This is a genomic window from Streptomyces sp. NPDC002825 (genome assembly GCF_040295385.1).
GTDB lineage: Bacteria > Actinomycetota > Actinomycetes > Streptomycetales > Streptomycetaceae > Streptomyces.
Window position 1 is genome coordinate 15,342 of record NZ_JBEOVH010000030.1, and the last position, 14,311, is coordinate 29,652.

Consider the following 14,311-nt stretch of genomic DNA (forward strand, 5'->3'; position numbering starts at 1 on the left):
TTTTCAGTGGTGGGCGGCGGCTGGCACTCTTCCCCTGTCCAGTCGGGCTCTCATCCGGGGGAATCCCTTTGTCTGCCACCGATCCCTATGTGGTCACGCTCGCTCCGCACGTGCACGCCTTCGTCCAGCCCGACGGCGGCTGGTGCCTGAACAACGCCGGGTTCCTCGGCGACGCCGAGGAGTCGCTGCTCGTCGACACCGCCGCCACCGAGCGCCGGGCCCTGCTGCTGCGCGAGGCGGTGCTCGCCGAGGGGCTGCCGCTGCCGCGGACCATCGTCTCCACCCACCACCACGGCGACCACACCTACGGCAACGGGGTGTTCCGTCCCGAGGCGCGGATCGTCGGCCACGAGAACTGCCGGTCCGAGCAGCTCGCGGCCGGACACCAGCTCCATCTGCTGTGGCCGCAGACCGACTTCGGGCGCGTCGACATCCTGCCGCCGTCCGTCACCTACAGCGAGCGGCTCACCCTGTACGTCGGCGGCATCGAGGTGCGACTGCTCCACCCGGGCGCCGCGCACACCACCGGCGACTCGATCGTCCATCTCCCCGAGCAGGGCGTCGTCTTCACCGGTGACCTGGTCTTCCACGGCGGGACGCCGTTCCTGCCGATGGGCTCCCTCTCCGGTTCGCTGCGCGCGCTCGACCTGCTGCGGTCCCTCGACGCGCCGACGGTCGTGCCGGGGCACGGGCGGGTCACCGACCCCTCGGCGTACGACACCACGGAGCGGTACCTGCGGTGGGTGGCGGCGCTCGCGGCCGAGGGGTACGCGAAGGGGGACACGCCCCTGGAGACCGCCCGGGCGGCGGACCTCGGGGAGTTCGCCGCGTGGCGGGAGAGCGAGCGGCTGGTGGCGAACCTGCACCGGGCGTACGCGGAGCTGGCGGGGCTGCCGGAGGGGTCGCCGCTGGATCCTGTGGCCGTTTTCGGGGACATGGCGGTGATGAACGGCGGGGTGCCGGTGGCTTGCCACGCGTAGGGCCCCGTTGCGGCGGGCCTTCCGCCCCGTTGTGGGCAATCGTTCCTCCCCCAGACTTCGTCCGGGAGGTGCCCCCAGGGCGGAACGGGTGGGCACAACGGACGGCGCCCTTGCCGGCGCCAGAGGCTCCCGAGCCTGAACCCGCACCACCAGCTCGGTGCACAGGGGGCGCGGGTCCAGGCGCGGAACGCGGAGGCGCCGCTGAGGGCGCCGTCCCGTGTGCCCACCCTCCCCCAAGCTCTCGGCTTCGCTCGAGCAGGGGGGACCCCCATCGCCCCAGCGGGACGATTGCCCACACGGCGGCGGACCGGGGCGCCGCCCGGGCGCGGGCGCGGGTCCCACACGGGGCGGGGGCTACCAGTGGTCTCTGGTCCAGGTGGGGTTGGTGGCTCGCATCGCCGCCGTGTCGTCCCTGTCGCGGTGCGTCCCGTCGTCCTCCAGCCAGCGCCGGTGGAGGGCCGACAGGGCACCACGGTCCAGCTCCACCCCCAGTCCCGGCCCGTCGGAGACCCTGACGCGACCCTCCTGGAAGACCGGGCGCCGCGTCACCACGTCCTCCGTCTGCCACGGGTAGTGGGTGTCGCACGCGTGGTGCAGGCCCGGCAGAGTCGCCGCCACCTGGGTCATCGCCGCCAGGCTGATGCCCAGGTGGGTGTTGGAGTGCATGGAGAGCCCGACCCCGTACGTCCGGCAGAGCGCGGCCAGTTCGCGGGTGCGGTGGAGCCCGCCCCAGTAGTGGTGGTCGCACAGGACGATCCGTACCGCCCCCTTGGCGAAGGCCTCCGGGACCTCCTCGAAGGTGGTCACGCACATGTTGGTGGCGAGCGGAACGTCCGTCCCGGCGGCGACCGCCGCCATCTCCGCCGTGCCGCTCGCCGGGTCCTCCAGGTACTCCAGGACGTCCTCGAGCTCGCGCGCGACGGCGAGCGAGGTCTCCACGGACCAGGCGCCGTTGGGGTCGAGGCGCAGCGGCCGGCCGGGGAACGCCTCGGCGAGCGCCCGGATCGCGGCGATCTCCCGCTCGGGCGCGAAGACCCCGCCCTTGAGCTTGAAGGAGCGGAAGCCGTACGCGCGGTCGAAGCGGCGTGCCTGGGCCACGATGCCGGCCGGGTCGAGGGCCGCGCCCCACTCGTCCGTACCGGCCCATTTGTGGAAGAGGTACGCGCTGTACTCGACCTCGTCCCGGACCTTGCCGCCGAGGAGGGCGTGGACGGGCAGGCCGAGGGTCTTGCCGAGCGCGTCGAGGCAGGCGGTCTCGAAGGCGGAGACGACGGAGAGGCGGAGCTTCTCGGCGGTACGGACCCCGCGCAGGCCGCTCGCGTCGACTCCCTCGTCGGTGTCGGAGTGCGGCGCGCCCCCGGCCTCCTCCGCCAGCGCGAAGAGGCTGTTCACATCCGTGATCGAGCGACCCGGGAGCGCCTCGGCCAGGGGGCGGGCGAGGTCCAGATAGACCGTGTCCCCGTACGTCTCGCCCAGGCCGCTCACCCCTCCCCTGGTGACGACCTCCACCACGAGCCGGGGCGTGTAGGGCTGGTGGACGCCCTGGTTGTTGAGGAGGGGCGGGTCGGAGATGAGGATCGGGGTCAGCCGGACTTCGTCGACGATCAGCTTCGCGTCCATATGTGGACTGTATTCATGGATGCGACCCGGAGCCAGGGGGCCGACCGCGCCTTTCCCCGTACCCCCTGGACGACATACCGACTGGTCGGTCATCATGAACGCCGACCGAAGCCGATCCGGAGGTACGCACGTATGAGCTCCGCCCCGCCGCCAGGACTCGACCCCGAGCAGCTGCGCCGATTCCTCGACCGCGAGCGGCCCGGCCTTGTGTCCGGCCCCCTCGAAGCCCGGTTGATCGAGGGCGGCCGGTCGAACCTGACGTACGTCGTGAGCGACGGCAGCGGCCGCTGGGTGGTCCGCCGCCCCCCGCTCGGCCACGTCCTCGCCACGGCCCACGACATGCGGCGCGAGCACCGCGTCATCAGCGCCCTGGCCGGGACGGGCGTGCCCGTCCCCGGGACCGTGCTGCTCTGTGAGGACGAGTCCGTGCTCGGCGCCCCGTTCTACGTCATGGAGTTCGTCGACGGGACGCCGTACCGCTCGGCCCGCCAGCTCGCCCCGCTCGGCCCCGAGCGCACCCGCGCGGCCGTCCTCGGCCTCGTCGACACGCTCGTCGACCTGCACGCCGTCGACCCGGAGGCCGTCGGTCTCGGCGACTTCGGGCGCCCCGAGGGCTTCCTGGACCGGCAGCTGCGCCGGTGGGGCAAGCAGCTCGACGCCTCGCGCGGCCGCGAGCTGCCCGGCATCGACGAGCTGCACGCCGCCCTCGGGCGGGCGCTGCCCGCCTCTCCCCCGCCGACCGTGATCCACGGCGACTACCGCCTCGACAACGTCCTGGTCGGCGAGGACGACCGGATCCGGGCCGTGCTCGACTGGGAGATGTCCACGCTCGGCGATCCGCTCACCGACCTCGGCCTCCTCGTCATGTACAGCACGCCGCTCGACGTGCCGGACTCCCCCGTCTCCACGACCGCCACGGCCCCCGGACATCCGAGCCCCGCCGAGCTGGTCGAGCGCTACGCCGCCCGCTCGGGCCGCGACACCTCAGGACTCGCCTGGTACACGGCCTTCGCCTGGTTCAAGCTCGCCGTGATCCTGGAGGGCATCCACTACCGCTGGACCCTCGGGCAGACGGTCGGCGCCGGCTTCGACCGCATCGGCGAACTCGTCCCCGTCTTCATCGAACACGGCCTGACCACCCTTCAGGAGGGCTGAACCACCATGGACTTCGCCTACGACGCCCGCACGGTCGAGCTGCGCGAGAAGCTGCTCGCCTTCATGGACGAGCACGTCTACCCGGCCGAGGCCGTCGCCGAGGAGCAGCGCGCCCGGCTCGCCTCCCCGTGGGACACCCCACCGGTCGTGGAGGAGCTCAAGGCCGAGGCCAAGCGGCAGGGACTGTGGAACCTCTTCCTTCCCGATGCGGAGTACGGGGCCGGGCTGACCAACCTCCAGTACGCGCCGCTCGCCGAGATCACCGGCCGCAGCCCCCAGCTCGCCCCGACGGCCCTCAACTGCGCGGCCCCGGACACCGGGAACATGGAGCTGCTCGCCCAGTTCGGCGACGAGACGCAGAAGAAGCAGTGGCTGGAGCCGCTCCTCGCCGGCGAGATCCGCTCGGCCTTCGCGATGACCGAGCCGGAGGTCGCCTCCTCCGACGCGACGAACATCGAGACCCGGATCCGGCGGGACGGGGACTCGTACGTCGTCGACGGCCGCAAGTGGTACATCTCCGGGGCGATGAACCCCGACTGCAGGATCTTCATCGTCATGGGCAAGACCGACCCCGACGGGCCCGACCCCCGCCGCCAGCAGTCGATGATCCTCGTCCCGCGCGACACCCCGGGCGTCGAGGTCCGGCGCGCGATGCAGGTGTACGGGTACGAGGACCACTACCACGGCGGCCACGCCGAGGTGATCTTCGACGGGGTCCGCGTCCCGGCCGCGAACATCGTCGGCGAGGAGGGCGGCGGCTTCGCCATCGCGCAGGCCCGGCTCGGCCCCGGCCGCATCCACCACTGCATGCGGCTCATCGGCATGGCCGAGCGGGCGGTCGAGCTGATGTGCCGGCGCGCCGTCTCCCGTACGGCCTTCGGCAAGCCGCTCGCCCAGCAGGGCGTCGTGCAGAACTGGATCGCCGACGCCCGGGTGACCATCGAGCAGCTGCGGCTCCTCGTCCTCAAGACGGCCTGGCTGATGGACACCGTCGGCAACCGGGGCGCGCACACCGAGATCCAGGCCATCAAGATCGCGACCCCGCGCGCCGTCGTCGACATCATCGACAAGGCGGTGCAGGCGCACGGGGCGGGCGGTGTCTCGCAGGACTTCCCGCTGGCCGAACTGTGGGCGGCGGCGCGGACGCTGAAGCTCGCGGACGGGCCGGACGAGGTGCACCAGCGGTCGCTGGCGCGACGGGAGCTGAAGAAGTACCTCTAGGCCGGAGCCTACGGGCGCAGGGCCCGCAGCAGGAGGTCGGCGAGGTGGTCGGCCACCTGCTGCGGGGTCAGCGGGCCGTCCGGGCGGTACCAGGTGGACAGGTGGTGCACGGAGCCGAAGTGGTAGTCCACGACGAGGTCGGCGGGCGTGGCGGAGGAGAAGACGCCCGCCCGCTGGCCTTCCTCGATCAGGGCCCGGAACCGCTCGTGGTAGTGGCGCCGCTCGGACCGCACCTGCTTGTTCTTCTCGGGGCTCAGGTGGTGCATGGAGCGGAAGAAGATGGCGGCGTCGTCGAGGTTCTCGATGGTGGTGACGACGACGTCGGCGGCGGCGGCGCGCAGCCGGTCCCCGATGGGCTCGTCGGCGTCCGCGAAGGCGTCGAGGCGCTCCTGCTGGAGGCGCAGGACACGGGAGTAGACCTCCTGGAGGAGGTCCTCCTTGGAGCCGAAGTAGTGGTAGAGCGCGCCCTTGGTGACCCCGGCGGCCTCGACGATCTCCTGGACGGAGGTGCGGTCGTAGCCCTGCTCGGCGAAGAGCCGGGTGGCGGCGGCGAGGAGTCGCTGCGGGACGGGGGTGCCGCTCCCGTCGGTCGTCCTGGCCATGCTCCGCCGCCTTCCTCGCTGATCGTTTTCGGTCACGGGAACGCGTTCCCGTGCGTAGATCTTCCCATCTGCCCGGGACTACGGCTGACGGGTGTCCGTCTCCCAGGTCTGCTGGACGTGGTTCATCGTGGTCAGCCACCGTTCGGGGTCGGTGGCGCGATTGCGGTAGTAGCCGGCGACCTCGGGGTGGGGCAGGACGAGGAAGCGGTCGGCCGCGATGGCGTCGAGCAGGGCGTCGGCGACGGCCTCGGGCTCGATGGCCGTGGGGGCGAGGACGAGCTCGCCGGCGGATCCGGCGGCGGTGAGCATGTCCGTACGCACGCCCTGGGGGCAGATCGCGTGGACCTTCAGGCCGCGGTGGCGGTAGGTGAGGGAGAGCCATTCGGCGAAGGCGTAGGCGCCGTGCTTGGAGACGCTGTACGGCGCGGCGCCGATCATGGTGAGCAGTCCGGCGGCGGAGACGGTGGAGACGAAGCGGCCGCTGCCGCGTTCCAGCCAGTCCGGGAGGAGGGCGCGGGCCGCGCGGACGTGGGCCATGACGTTGACGTCCCAGGCGGCGGCCCAGACGTCCTCGTCGGCGAAGGCGTCGCCGGGCGAGGAGAGTCCGGCGTTGGCGCACCAGATGTCGACGGTGCCGCCGAGGGCCTCACGGGCCGCGTCGACGACGGCGGAGGCGTCGCCGGGGACGGCGAGGGCGCCGATCTCCTCGGCGACGGCCTTGGTGCGCCCGGGGTCGAGGTCGTTGACGACGACCCGGGCGCCCTCGGCGGCGAAGCGGCGTGCGAGGGCGGCGCCGATGCCGCCGCCCGCTCCGGTGACGACGACGCCGGCGTCCCGGAGTCCGTTCGTGTCCGCGGTCATGGACGCACCTCTCGGCCGTGCTGGTCAGCTGTCAGGACCCGGACAGACTAACCGGTCGGTATGGACGGGCGGAAGACCCGTTCCGCACGCCTCGTTCCCCGGGGCGGTCAGGAGCGCTAGCGTGCGTGCCCATGTCACTGCGAGGAGGACCCGCATGAGCCTGTCGCGACGGAGTCTGCTGGCCGCCGGGGGCGGCGCCCTCGGGGCGGTGACGGCCGGCGCCGCCACCCCCGCGTCCGCCGCCGGGGGCCACGGCCGGGTGCGGACCGGCTTCGAGCGGCTCGCGGCCGACGGGTACGCGCTCCTCGCGGGCGAGCGGGTCGGCATCGTCACCAACCCGACCGGCATCACGCCCGACGCGCGTCACATCGTGGACGTGATGCACGCCGACGAGCGGGTGGACCTGGTCGCCGTCTTCGGCCCCGAGCACGGCTTCCGGGGCACCGCGCAGGCGGGCGGCTCCGAGGGCCGGTACGACGACCCCGCGACCGGACTGCCCGTCTACGACACGTACCTGAAGAGCGGGCGGCCGCTCGCGGACGTCTTCACCGCCTCCGGGGTGGACACGGTCGTCTTCGACATCCAGGACGTGGGCGCCCGGTTCTACACGTACATCTGGACGCTGTACGACTGCATGGCGGCCGCCGCCCTCGCCGGGAAGCGGTTCGTCGTCCTGGACCGGCCGAACCCGGTGACCGGGCGGGTGGCGCTCGGGCCCGTCCTGGACCGGGCGTTCGCGACCTTCGTCGGCCGGGAGCCGATCGCGCAGGCGCACGGCATGACGGTGGCGGAGCTGGCCGCGCTGTTCAACGGCGAGTTCCTGGCGGCGCCCGTCGCCCTGGAGACCGTACGGACGACGGGGTGGCGGCGGGCGGAGTTCTTCGACGCGACCGGGTTGCCGTGGGTGCCGCCCAGCCCGAACATGCCGACGCCGGAGACCGCGCTCGTCTACTCCGGCACCTGCCTCTTCGAGGGCACGAACCTCTCCGAGGGCCGGGGCACCACCCGCCCCTTCGAACTGCTCGGCGCCGAGGGGATCGACCGGCGGTGGGCGGAGGCGGCGAACGCCCTCGGTCTGCCCGGGGTCCGGTTCCGCGAGGCGTACTTCGCCCCGACCTTCTCCAAGTTCCAGGGGAAGACGGTCGGCGGAGTGCAGCTGCACGTCGACGACCGGGAGTCCTTCGACCCGGTACGGACGGGCATCGGGCTCCTGATCACCGCACGGAGCTCCTGGTCCGGCTTCGCCTGGCGGGCGGACAACTGGATCGACAAGCTGACCGGTTCGACCCGGGTGCGCACCCTCATCGATGCCGGCGCGGGTGTCGACGAGGTCGTCGGGGCGTGGGAGACGGACCTGACGGCCTTCCGTGCGGTGCGCGAGGAGTATCTGCTGTACCGCTGAGGGGGGTTGGCCCCCGTACGAGACGGGTGCGGGCGGGATGTCCCCCCGGGCGTCCCGCCGACCACGCTGGACCCATGAACCCCTCCTTACGACGCCGTTCGCGCCGGCTGCCGCTCGTCGGCCTCCTGCTCGCCGCCTGCCTGGGCGCCCTCGCTCCCGCGGCGGGCGCCGCCACCGCCCCGCCCGCACCCGATCCCGCGCGGGAACTCGCCCGCTCCGCCCGGCCCCTGACCGATCTGCGCCCCCTCGACCGGATGATCGGCCCGGCCAAGGTCGTCGGCATCGGTGAGGCCACCCACAGCTCGGCGGAGTTCTTCGAGGCCAAGCACCAGGTCTTCGCCCACCTCGTGGAGTCCAAGGGCTTCACCGCCTTCGCCCTGGAGGCCCCCTGGTCCACCGGGCTCCTCGTCGACGAGTGGGTCCGCACCGGCAGGGGCGACATCCGGGCGATCATGCGCGACGAGTTCCAGGAGTCGTACCGCCTGTGGAACACCGAGGAGTACCTCGACCTCTTCCGGTGGATGCGGGGGTACAACCGGCTTCACCCCGATCGCCCGGTGCGCTTCGTGGGGAACGACCTCGGCTACGCGGGACCGAACCTCTTCGACACCGTCACCTCCCACGTCGCCCGCGTCCAGCCGGAACTCCTCCCCCGCTTCCGCGAGCTGTACCGGGACTCCCGGCCCACCGGCGAGGTGGAGGCCTGGATGAAGGGGTACATGGAGCGGCCGCGCGCAGAGCGTCAGCGGATGGCCGGCGAGGTGAACCGCGCCCTCGCCCTCCTGGAGCGGCAGAGCCCGGGCAAGGGTCCCGGGGCGCGGGAGGCGCACCTGTGGGCGGTGCAGCACGCGCGCGCGATCGCCCAGGTCGGCACCGAGTACGCCCACGACCTGGCGACGCCGGAGGGGCTCGCCGCCGCGATGCTCTACCGCGACCGCGTCATGGCCGAGAACACCGTGTGGTGGCAGCGGCGGACCGGCGACCGGATGGTGCTCTCCGCGCACAACGGGCACGTCGGCTACGAGACGCCGAACCCGGAGCAGTACCCGCGGCTCCAGGGCGCGTTCCTGCGGGACGCCCTCGGCCGGGACTACGTGAGCGTGGGCACCTCCTTCGGGCAGGGCTCCTTCAACGCCCACGACACCGGCGCCCCCGGCGAGCCGCTCCGCCCCTTCACGGTCGGCCCGCTCGGCCCCGACAGCAGCGCCCACACCCTGGACCGGGTCGCCTCCGCCCCCTTCTATCTGGACCTCGGGCGTACGACTCCGGCGGCGCGCGACTGGCTGGCCTCCCCCCGGCCGTTCCGGCAGATCGGGACGGTGCACCCCTGGCCGGGCGACGTCGTGCCCGTACGGCTCTCCACCGCGTACGACCTGCTGATCCACTTCCCCCGGGTCTCGGCGGCGCGGCTGCGCTGACTCTCCGTCGGAGGTCTGGACGGGGCCGCGCGCGGGCATCCTTGCTGAGGAGCCGCCGCCCGCGCACGGGGCGCACTCGGCGCTGCGGCCCCCTCGACGTGGAGGGACGGGTCTGGCCGTGACCGGGATGAGTGTGGAGCCGTACCGGGAGATCACCTTCGACAAGGACGGCGACGGGCCACCGGGGCAGGCCTCGGAACTCGCCGCGCTCGCCCGGCAGGGCGTCGGCGACCTGGTGGTGTTCGCGCACGGGTGGAACAACTCCCCGTCCGGCGCCACCCGGCTCTGCTCCGACTTCTTCGCGCCCTTCCCCGGGCTGCTCGCGCCCGGGGTGGAGGCGGGGTACGCGGGGCTCGTCTGGCCCTCGATGATGTTCACGGACGAGCCGGTGCCCGACTACCGGGCCCTGGTGACGGTGCTCCCGGAGAAGGAGCCGGTCATCGCGCGGCTCACGGAGCTCCTCGCCGCGGCGCCGGAGTCGGAGGCGGCGTTCGAGGAGTTCGGGGCGCTGCTGCGGGAGCTGACGGACGTGGGCGTGGAGCCCGTGCGCGCGGAGTCCGTGGCTGTGGGGCCGGAGGCCCTGGAGTCCCTGGCCGTCGTGGAACCGGTGCCGGAGTTCCTGGTCGCGGACCCGGTGGCGGTGTGCGCCCTGTTCACCGAGGCCGTCGAATCCGCCGACGGGGTCCCGGTGGAGAGCTTCGGCGTGGGCCTGAAGAAGTACTGGAAGGGCGCCAAGGAGGCGCTGCGGCAGGCAACGTACTACGTGATGAAGAAGCGGGCCGGGAAGGTCGGCGAGCACGGGCTCGGGCCGCTGCTCGGCGAGGTCGCGCGCGCCGCCCCCGGGCTCCGGGTCCACCTCGTGGGCCACAGCATGGGCGCGCGGCTCGTCGCGTACGCGCTGCGGGGACTCCCCGGCGGGGCCCGGCCCGTCGCCTCCGTGACCCTGCTTCAGGGTGCCTTCTCGCACTACGCGTTCGCCTCGCGCCTGCCGCACGACCCCGGGCGGTCGGGTTCACTGCGGGACCTCCAGCTCCGGGTGCGGGGGCCGGTGGTGGCCTGCTACTCGCGGCACGACTCGGCGCTCGGGGTGATGTACCCGCTGGCGTCCCGGCTCGCGAACGACTCCGAGTCGCTGGCCGGAGCGACGGCGGGGCTGCTCGGCGCGGACGATCCGCGCTGGGGCGCGATCGGGCACGACGGCGTCCAGGCCGTGCCCGGGGCCGTGCGGCTGAGCCTCGCGGAGGCCCTGCGCGACGGGGTGCCGGACTCCGGATGCGTGAGTGTGGACGCGGCCGAGGTGGTCCGCTCGCACAGCGACATCCTCCGTGCCGAACTGGCCCGGCTCGTGGTCTCGGCGGCCCGGGCGGGCCGGTAGAACCCACCGGACGCGCTGGTTCCGCCGGGTGACGGACGTCTCTTCCACCCCGTTGATGGCTGCCATCGGAATTTCGATGGAACACGGCGGGGTTCCCGTTCGTCCCTCTGATAGCGCGGAAGGACCAGCGGCGGAGGTGGCGAGGGATGGCCGGTTTCCGGAGTCTCGCGAGACAGGTGCGCGATCCGGGGTGCGACACGGCGCTGCGCAGATACTCACTGCGCAAGTGCCTGGAGAGGTTCGCGCCCTACGGGCACCGCGCGACCTGGGACCATCTGTGCCGTCGGCACAGGTTCGGTCCCGAGGACCGGGAGCTCGACCCCGGGCGCCTCGTCGCGGCGCTCGACGAGCTGGAGGAGGCGCGGGTCGTGTGGCTCGCGTACGAGGAGCGGTTCGCCGCCCGGCGGCGGCGCGAGAAGAGCGAGGGGCTGCGCGGGCTCGGCGCGCTCGACGACTGGCACCGGCGGGTCTGGGGCGGCAACGGCGTGGTCCGCTGCGGCGACCCGGCGGTGCACCCCTCGGACCCGCTGCCCGAGGTGCTGCGGCGGCTGATCGGCGCCCTGGAGCGCGGGCCGGGCGAGGCGTGCCCGGTGTGCGCGGGGCCACGGATCGAGTGGCCGGGGCCGGGTGACCCGTACGAGCCGTGGCTCGGTCCGGTCTGCGGGGACTGCGGGGTGAGCGTCCCGCGGGCGGTGCTGACCCCGGGGGCGCTGGCCCGGGCGCGCGGGGACCGGCGCCGGCCGCTGGCCTCGGCGGCGTGAGCGCCGCACGCGCGGTGCTCCAGGTGTGTCTCAACGGCTCGCGGGGGCCCGGGGACTCGGCGGCCGTGCCGATGACGCCGGAGTCCCTGGCGGAGTCCGCGGCGCGGTCGGTGGCGGCGGGGGCCCGGGAGGTGCGGGCGCATCCCCGCACACCGTGTGGGGGCACGTCGCTCTCGCCCCTGGTGCTCGGTCCGGTCCTGACGGCGATCGGGGCGACGGTGGACACTCGGGTGCGGGTCACGACGGCGGCGTCCGCCGAGCCGGACCCGGACCGCCGGGTCGAGCGGATCCGCTCCTGGACGGTGCTTCCCGGTCTGGTGTCGGTCGACTGGCACGAGCCGGGCGCGGAGGAGGTGGCGAGGGCCCTGCTGGAGCGCGGGATCGGGGTGGAGGCGGCGCTGTGGTCCGGCACGGCGGGCCCTGACGGGTTCGCGGGCTCGCCGCTGGCGCGGGAGGTGGAGCGGGTCCTGGCGAAGGTGACCGGCCCCGACCTCGTCGCGAGGGCCACCGGCCCCGAGCCGAAGGCCCCGAGCCCCGACCTCGTCGCGAGGGCCACCGGTCCCGACCCCCTCTCGCAGGTGACGAGCCCTCACGGTGATCCCCTCGACGCCGCCCGCGCCCTGCTCGCGGAGCTCGCCGTGCCTCCCGGGGTCCCCGTCCTCCTGCACGGCGTGGACGACGGCGCCTGGCCGGTGCTGGGGCTCGCCCGCCGCCTGGGCCTCCATGCGCGGATCGGTCTGGAGGACACCCTGTTCCTGCCGGACGGCACCCGGGCGCGCTCCAACGCCGAACTGGTCGCGGCGGCCCTCGCGTAACTAGTCGGTGGCGTCTTCCGCCGGGCGGCGGACCGGGAGCAGGCGGGAGCCCGCCATCTGCTCGCCGAAGCGGTCGTCCGGGTTGGACAGCACGCAGGTCTCCAGGGAGAGACACCCGCAGCCGATGCAGTCCGTCAGATGGTCGCGGAGCCGGCCGAGCTGCTTGATGCGCTCGTCGAGTTCGGTGCGCCAGGCCCCGGAGAGCCGGGCCCAGTCCTCGTTCGTCGGGGTGCGCTCCTCGGGGAGCTGCGCCAGTGCCTCCCGGATCGTGGCCAGCGGGATGCCGACCCGCTGCGCGGCGCGGACGAAGGCGACCCGGCGGAGCGTGTCGCGGCCGTAGCGGCGCTGGTTGCCGCTGGTGCGGCGGCTGCTGATGAGGCCCTTCGCCTCGTAGAAGTGCAGGGCGGAGACCGCGGCCCCGCTACGGGCGGAGAGCTGGCCGACGGTGAGTTCGTGGATCTTCTCTGGAATCTGCGGCACCCGTCGAACCCTACTGGTCCACCGCCTGCGGCCGTTGACAGCGGCCCCCGCACCCCACATGCTGAGCAAGCGCTTGGATACCGACCATTGGGTATGCCGTACCAGAAGGGACGAGGAACATGGCCGAGCCGAGGATCTTCACCTCCGCCGAGGAGCTGCGCGCGGGGGTCGGGGAGCAGCTGGGGCACAGCGACTGGCTGGAGATCGACCAGAAGCGGATCGACCTCTTCGCGGAGGCGACCGGGGACCACCAGTGGATCCACGTGGACCCGGAGCGCGCCGCCGACGGCCCGTTCGGCTCGACGATCGCGCACGGTTATCTGACCCTGTCGCTGCTGCCGCTGTTCGTCCCGCAGGTCCTGCGGGTCGAGGGCATGAAGATGGGCCTCAACTACGGGACGGAGAAGGTGCGTTTCCCCGCTCCGGTCCCGGTGGGCTCGCGGCTGCGCGCCACCGCCGTCCTGACGAAGGTCGAGGAGGCGGGCGGCGGCGTTCAGGTGACGGCGGCGGTGACCGTGGAGCGCGAGGGCTCCGAGAAGCCGGTCTGCGTCGCCGAGTCGGTCTCCCGCTACTACTTCTGAGCGCCGACCATCCGGAGGACGAGGTCGGCGTAGAGCACGCCGATCTCGTCGGCCGTCCGGCGGCCCTCGGTGTTGAACCAGCGCGAGACGTCGATGCAGAGGGAGAGCACGGCGACCGCGGTGCCGGACACGTCGAGCACGTCGAACTCGCCCGCCGCCGCGCCCTCTTCGAGCATGCGGCGCACGGTCGCGTCGGACTCGCGGCGCAGCTCGATGATCTCGGCGCGGTGCTCGGGGCCGAGGGCGTCGAGCTCGTACTGGACGACGCGCGCGGTCGTGTGGCGCTCGGCGTGCCAGCGGACGAAGGAGCGCACGGCGTCGGCGAGCCGCTCGGCGGCGGTGCCGTCGCCGTCGGCCGCGGCCCGGAGGATCTCCAGGGCCTTGTCGTGGCCGATGCGGCTGATCCGGTGGAGCAGCTCTTCCTTGGTCTTGTAGTGGATGTAGAGCGCGGCGGGGCTCATGCCGGCGCGGCCCGCGATGTCGCGGGTGGTGGTGGCGTGGTAGCCGCGCTCGGCGAACGCCTCGACGGCGGCCACGAGCAGCCGCCGGGCCGCCTCGGGCGTGACCTCGCCCCAGGGCATGTCCTCGGCCCCGGGCGTCTCCTCCGCCGCGCTCATCCCACACTCCTTCTCGGACCCCGTCAGGACGAACACCATACAACGAGGGTGAGCAAGCGCTTAGATCCTTCGGGTGCTCATCCCAGCTTCTGGAAGGGATCGTGCTCGGCCAGGAGCTTCTCCAGGCGGGCCTGGTCGACCCGGCTGACGATCTGGCCGGCCTCCTGGCGGTCGCGGACGACCTTGGCGAGGGTGAAGGCCGAGGTCGTGAGGTAGAGGACGGAGATCGCGAGGAAGGCGCGCACCCAGCCGCTGGCGTCGAGCTGGTAGATCCCGATGGCCACGGCCGCGATCGCGATCCCGAAGGAGATGACGGCCTGCATGTAGTAGGCGGCGGTGTTCTGCTGCTTGACCGGTGTGTCGCTCATGCCGCACAGCATCGGACGGATGTGGCGGGCGCCACATCCGTCCGCGTACTCAGCG

Annotated in this window: 15 protein-coding genes; 9 read left to right on the forward strand and 6 right to left on the reverse strand. The window is 73.2% G+C overall.

The features are described 5' to 3' along the window. Positions 1 to 68: 68 nt before the first annotated feature. Positions 69 to 980, forward strand: coding sequence for an MBL fold metallo-hydrolase (locus tag ABT041_RS30305; RefSeq protein WP_351190419.1), 912 nt, complete (start codon positions 69 to 71; stop codon positions 978 to 980). A 354-nt stretch (positions 981 to 1,334) separates the two neighbouring features. Here ABT041_RS30305 and ABT041_RS30310 read toward each other — a convergent pair whose 3' ends face one another. Next, on the reverse strand, positions 1,335 to 2,600 hold the full coding sequence (locus ABT041_RS30310) for an enolase C-terminal domain-like protein (RefSeq protein WP_351190422.1): 1,266 nt from the start codon (positions 2,598 to 2,600) through the stop codon (positions 1,335 to 1,337). 132 nt (positions 2,601 to 2,732) lie between these two features. Here ABT041_RS30310 and ABT041_RS30315 point away from each other — a divergent pair, with 132 nt between their 5' ends. Both ABT041_RS30315 and ABT041_RS30320 read left to right on the forward strand, forming a co-directional pair. After that, positions 2,733 to 3,755 (forward strand): phosphotransferase family protein, encoded by a 1,023-nt coding sequence (locus ABT041_RS30315; protein ID WP_351190424.1) that lies wholly within the window; start codon positions 2,733 to 2,735, stop codon positions 3,753 to 3,755. 6 nt (positions 3,756 to 3,761) lie between these two features. After that, positions 3,762 to 4,976, forward strand: coding sequence for an acyl-CoA dehydrogenase family protein (locus tag ABT041_RS30320; RefSeq protein ID WP_351190426.1), 1,215 nt, complete (start codon positions 3,762 to 3,764; stop codon positions 4,974 to 4,976). 8 nt (positions 4,977 to 4,984) lie between these two features. Here ABT041_RS30320 and ABT041_RS30325 read toward each other — a convergent pair whose 3' ends face one another. Both ABT041_RS30325 and ABT041_RS30330 read right to left on the reverse strand, forming a co-directional pair. After that, positions 4,985 to 5,578, reverse strand: a complete 594-nt coding sequence (locus ABT041_RS30325) for a TetR/AcrR family transcriptional regulator (protein ID WP_351190428.1) — start codon at positions 5,576 to 5,578, stop codon at positions 4,985 to 4,987. A gap of 78 nt (positions 5,579 to 5,656) precedes the next feature. After that, positions 5,657 to 6,439: an SDR family oxidoreductase gene (locus ABT041_RS30330; RefSeq protein ID WP_351190430.1), complete on the reverse strand. Its 783-nt coding sequence runs from the start codon at positions 6,437 to 6,439 to the stop codon at positions 5,657 to 5,659. Between the two features lie 154 nt (positions 6,440 to 6,593). On the opposite strand from ABT041_RS30330, the gene ABT041_RS30335 reads away from it, so the two are divergent. The 5 genes from ABT041_RS30335 (at position 6,594) to ABT041_RS30355 (ending at position 12,210) form a co-directional block, all read left to right on the forward strand. Further along, positions 6,594 to 7,841 (forward strand): exo-beta-N-acetylmuramidase NamZ family protein, encoded by a 1,248-nt coding sequence (locus ABT041_RS30335; RefSeq protein ID WP_351190432.1) that lies wholly within the window; start codon positions 6,594 to 6,596, stop codon positions 7,839 to 7,841. Positions 7,842 to 7,915: 74 nt separating this feature from the next. After that, complete coding sequence (locus ABT041_RS30340; RefSeq protein ID WP_351190434.1) at positions 7,916 to 9,259, forward strand: erythromycin esterase family protein; 1,344 nt, start codon at positions 7,916 to 7,918, stop codon at positions 9,257 to 9,259. 127 nt (positions 9,260 to 9,386) lie between these two features. Continuing rightward, positions 9,387 to 10,634 (forward strand): alpha/beta hydrolase family protein, encoded by a 1,248-nt coding sequence (locus tag ABT041_RS30345; RefSeq protein ID WP_351190582.1) that lies wholly within the window; start codon positions 9,387 to 9,389, stop codon positions 10,632 to 10,634. A gap of 146 nt (positions 10,635 to 10,780) precedes the next feature. Then, entirely contained in the window at positions 10,781 to 11,395 is a 615-nt protein-coding gene (locus ABT041_RS30350; protein ID WP_351190436.1) for a hypothetical protein, read from the forward strand. Positions 11,396 to 11,409: 14 nt separating this feature from the next. Beyond that, on the forward strand, positions 11,410 to 12,210 hold the full coding sequence (locus ABT041_RS30355) for a 3-keto-5-aminohexanoate cleavage protein (protein ID WP_351190584.1): 801 nt from the start codon (positions 11,410 to 11,412) through the stop codon (positions 12,208 to 12,210). Here the strand turns inward: ABT041_RS30355 and soxR are convergent, their stop codons facing one another. Continuing rightward, positions 12,211 to 12,690, reverse strand: coding sequence for a redox-sensitive transcriptional activator SoxR (gene soxR / locus ABT041_RS30360; RefSeq protein ID WP_351190438.1), 480 nt, complete (start codon positions 12,688 to 12,690; stop codon positions 12,211 to 12,213). 119 nt (positions 12,691 to 12,809) lie between these two features. On the opposite strand from soxR, the gene ABT041_RS30365 reads away from it, so the two are divergent. Next, a complete protein-coding gene (locus ABT041_RS30365) occupies positions 12,810 to 13,271 on the forward strand; it encodes a MaoC family dehydratase (protein WP_351190440.1) in 462 nt (153 codons plus the stop codon). On the opposite strand, the gene ABT041_RS30370 is transcribed toward ABT041_RS30365, so the two are convergent. Further along, on the reverse strand, positions 13,262 to 13,888 hold the full coding sequence (locus tag ABT041_RS30370) for a TetR/AcrR family transcriptional regulator (protein WP_351190442.1): 627 nt from the start codon (positions 13,886 to 13,888) through the stop codon (positions 13,262 to 13,264). The two genes, ABT041_RS30365 and ABT041_RS30370, sit on opposite strands and share 10 nt — an antisense overlap. Positions 13,889 to 13,965: 77 nt before the next feature. Further along, a complete protein-coding gene (locus tag ABT041_RS30375; protein WP_351190444.1) occupies positions 13,966 to 14,256 on the reverse strand; it encodes a YiaA/YiaB family inner membrane protein in 291 nt (96 codons plus the stop codon). Positions 14,257 to 14,311 lie beyond the last annotated feature (55 nt).